The sequence below is a fragment of the Mesorhizobium sp. M7D.F.Ca.US.004.03.1.1 genome (assembly GCF_003998635.1).
GTDB classification, from domain to species: Bacteria; Pseudomonadota; Alphaproteobacteria; order Rhizobiales; family Rhizobiaceae; genus Mesorhizobium; species Mesorhizobium loti.
In genome coordinates, this window is sequence record NZ_RZQG01000668.1 from 1 (window position 1) to 3,361 (window position 3,361).

The window sequence follows — 3,361 nt, forward strand, 5'->3', positions numbered from 1 at the left end:
GGTAAGAGGAACGTCACCATCGGGCTCGAGGCGCTCAACCGCTTCGAATGCTATCTCCTCAACACGATGGCGGATCTGTCGGAGCATATCGACGCCATCGACCGGCCGCACATCAAGGCGATGTACGACACCTTCCATGCCAATATCGAGGAGGCCGACCCGATCGGCGCCTACACAAAACACCGCCGGAATGTCGTGCATATCCACATCTCCGAGAATGATCGCGGCGTGCCCGGGCGCGGCAACATTCCATGGAAGGAGACATTCTCGGCCATCCGCAAGAGCGGCTATGACGACTGGCTGACGATCGAGGCGTTTGGGCGTTCGCTCAAGGATCTAGCGGCGGCGACCAAGGTGTGGCGCGATTTTTCGGAGAGCCCGGAAGCGGTTTATCGCGAGGGGTATGAGCATATCAGGAACGGGTGGAAACGAGCGGCTTAAGCGCTCACTTCGTCATCACGGGCGAAGCGGACGCGGAGACCCGTGGATGACGAAGTGAGCGGTGGGCTGCCGGCAATCATGGCGCCGAGGCGCCTACCCCTGCTCGGCCTGGATCCTGTTGTAGTCGTGGATCGTCCGGCTCAGCCGGCGGCGCAGGAAATTGGAAATGTTGTCGAAAATGAAGACGACGAGCAGGATCAGCAGCACCATGTAGAAGACGTTGGCCCAGTTGGAATTGGTGCGCATCGCCTCCCATAACTTGAGGCCGATGCCGCCAGCGCCGACGGCGCCGATGATGGTGGCGCCGCGGGTGTTGGATTCCCACTGGTAGAGCGTCTGGCTGATGAATATGGGGATGACTTCCGGCATCACGCCATAGCGCTGCACCAGCAAGCCATTGGCACCGGTCGACTTGATGCCCTCGCGTGGCTTGTCGTCGATGTTTTCGAGGCCTTCCGAATAGACTTTGCCGAGCGTGCCGATCTCGGTGAAGAAGATGGCTGCACTGCCCGCGAGCGGGCCGGGCCCGAAGGCGCGGGTGAAGAATAGCGCCCAGATCAGCATGTCGATGGAACGCATGAAGTCGAAGAAGCGCTTGAGCGCTTGGTTGACCAGCCGGCTGGGCGTGATGTTGCGGGCGGCGAAGAAGGCGAGCGGGAAGGCGACGATGCCGCCCAGCATGGTACCGAGAAAGGCCATGACGATGGTCTGCAGGAGTTTCGTCCAGACATCGCCGTGCTGCCACTGGGCATTGTTCCAGATGTTGTCGCCGGCCAGCGCCAGATTGGACGTGCCCGGTTTCAGTTCGGGTCCGGAGACGATCAGCGAGGCCACTTCGCTTGCCGATTTGCCGAAGAAAGGCGAGCGCGTGTCGAAGACGAAGTTTGCCCAGCCGAGAAAACGCTTGCGGATCCTGACGCGGTCAACGGCGACGCGGGCCTCGCCGGCAAAGCCCATGTCGGCGACGACCTCGTCCTCATGCGCGGTGATCCAGCCGGGAACCGGTCCGGAGATCAGCGGTTTGCCTGTGCCAAGTGCGACCGCAACGGTCTCACCATTGGCAATGATCGTCGCTTGCGTCTTGGTGAAGGTGATCGACTTGGCGGTGCCGTCGATCAGGATCGTCACCGAACCGTCGGCATTGGTCTTGACCCAGTCCGGATTTGGGTTCGGGCCGAGCACCGAGAAGCGCGGGTACTTGGCGGTGATCTGCGGCTCGTCGAGGCGGAAGATCGGCTGCACATCGTAGCTGATCCACTGGGTCAGAAACAGCGGCAGGCGCTCCCAGTGCGATTCCCGCATGACCTGCGGCAGGTTGAAGAACCACAGCGCGTAGAGCAGGTAGAGAAAGATGCCGCCAATCAGCAGCAGCGGTCCGAAGCGCTTGTGGAGCGGCCGCCTGAACACCTGCGGGAAGCGCTCTTCGATCGACTGGATTTGATCGGCCGTCATGGCAGCCATGGTCATGCTCCCATCACGAAGGCCTGCTCGCCGACCAGCTTGCGGCGCAGCCAGGCGGAGAACTGGTCGACGATGAAGATCGTCGTGAACAGGAGCAGCACGAGAGCTATCGTTTTGGCGCCGAAGCCGCGCGAGATGGACAGCTTCAGCTCCTCGCCGATGCCGCCGCCGCCGACCGCGCCCATGATGGTGGAGATGCGCACGTTGATCTCGATCCGCAGCAGTGTGTAGGACATGAAGTTGGGCAGCACCTGCGGCAGACCGGCAAAGCGCACCCGCTCGAACCAGTTGGCGCCGACCGCCCTCAGGCCTTCCTCGGCGCGCATGTCGATGTTTTCGTTGATCTCGTAGAACAGCTTGCCCAGCGCGCCGATCGAATGCAGGCCGATGGCGATGATGGCGGCAATCGGACCGATCGAGACGATGGCCGCGAACAGGCCGGCGATGACGATCTCGGGAAAGGCGCGCAGCAGTTCCATGAAGCGCTTGACGATCAGCCGCAGCACCGGATGCGGCGTCAGGTTGCGCGCCGCGATGAAGGAGAACGGCACGGCAAAGACGAAGCCGATGAAGGTCGAGACCAGCGCCACGTTGAGCGTGGTCAGCATCAGCTCGAAATATTCAGGGATATAGAAGCTGCCCCAGACATAGGCGCGGCCAAGCGGAAAGTTGAATTCCTGGGTACCGGTGTCATGCGGGGAGGCGACGTCGAACATCGCTCGCCAGACATCGTTCCAGTCCTTGGGGACGAGCCAACTCAGGAAATCCAGCAAATGCGGCAGCCGGTCGAAGAAATGCCCGGCATTGGCCTCGTCGGCGAACCACATGGTGCTGCCGAGCGCGACAATGAGCAGGCCGACACCGATGGCGGTGTAGAGCCGGCGCAAGGACGTCTGGCGACGCCAGGCGTCGGCCATCTGGTGAGTGGCGCCGGAAGGGGCTGTCACGGAAAGGGTCATGATCGGAGATGCAAAAAGGGCGGTGCATTGAACACCGCCCTTCCTGATTTCGCCGTTAGCCGCCGATGGCTGCCTTACGGGCTTCGACGATGACGTTGTAGAAGTCCGGCTTCACCGGAACGTAGCCGGTAAAATCGCCGCCTTCGACGCCTTCGAAGCAGGCCTTGTCCTTCTTCGGCAGCTGCGTGAAGAAGTTGGCGAGCTTGGCGGTCATGTCGTCGCCGAGCGCGGTGCGCACGACCAGCGGGCCGTTCGGGATCAGGCCCGAGCGCCAGACTTCGACGAAGTCGTTGGGGTCGACGGCGCCCTTGGCGACTTCCTTGTGGAAAGTGCCGGAGGAGTAGCCGTCCTTGAAGTCGCCGATGCCGGAGGAATCGTCCACCGCCACGTCGACCTTGCCGTCACGCACGGCCAGGACGTTGTTCTCGTGGCCGCCGTTGAACTGGGTCGAGGCGAAGAACTTTTCGTTCGAAGCGCCGGTGTCCTTCGGGATCTGGGTC

Annotated in this window: 4 protein-coding genes; 1 reads left to right on the forward strand and 3 read right to left on the reverse strand. The window is 62.1% G+C overall.

The window, feature by feature from the left end; translation table 11 throughout:
- Positions 1–441, forward strand: a 441-nt coding sequence (locus EN935_RS27670) for a sugar phosphate isomerase/epimerase family protein (RefSeq protein ID WP_164771382.1), incomplete at its 5' end; no start/stop codon positions are given.
- 93 nt (positions 442–534) lie between these two features.
- On the opposite strand, the gene phnE (EN935_RS27675) is transcribed toward EN935_RS27670, so the two are convergent.
- From phnE (EN935_RS27675) to EN935_RS27685, 3 genes are all read right to left on the reverse strand, one after another.
- The gene (phnE, locus tag EN935_RS27675) at positions 535–1,902 is read right to left on the reverse strand and encodes a phosphonate ABC transporter, permease protein PhnE (RefSeq protein ID WP_127263204.1); all 1,368 of its coding nucleotides are present in this window, start codon (positions 1,900–1,902) and stop codon (positions 535–537) included.
- A gap of 2 nt (positions 1,903–1,904) precedes the next feature.
- A complete protein-coding gene (gene phnE, locus EN935_RS27680; RefSeq protein ID WP_127263205.1) occupies positions 1,905–2,861 on the reverse strand; it encodes a phosphonate ABC transporter, permease protein PhnE in 957 nt (318 codons plus the stop codon).
- A gap of 55 nt (positions 2,862–2,916) precedes the next feature.
- The coding region (locus EN935_RS27685) for a PhnD/SsuA/transferrin family substrate-binding protein (protein WP_164771383.1) at positions 2,917–3,361 on the reverse strand (445 nt) is incomplete at its 5' end.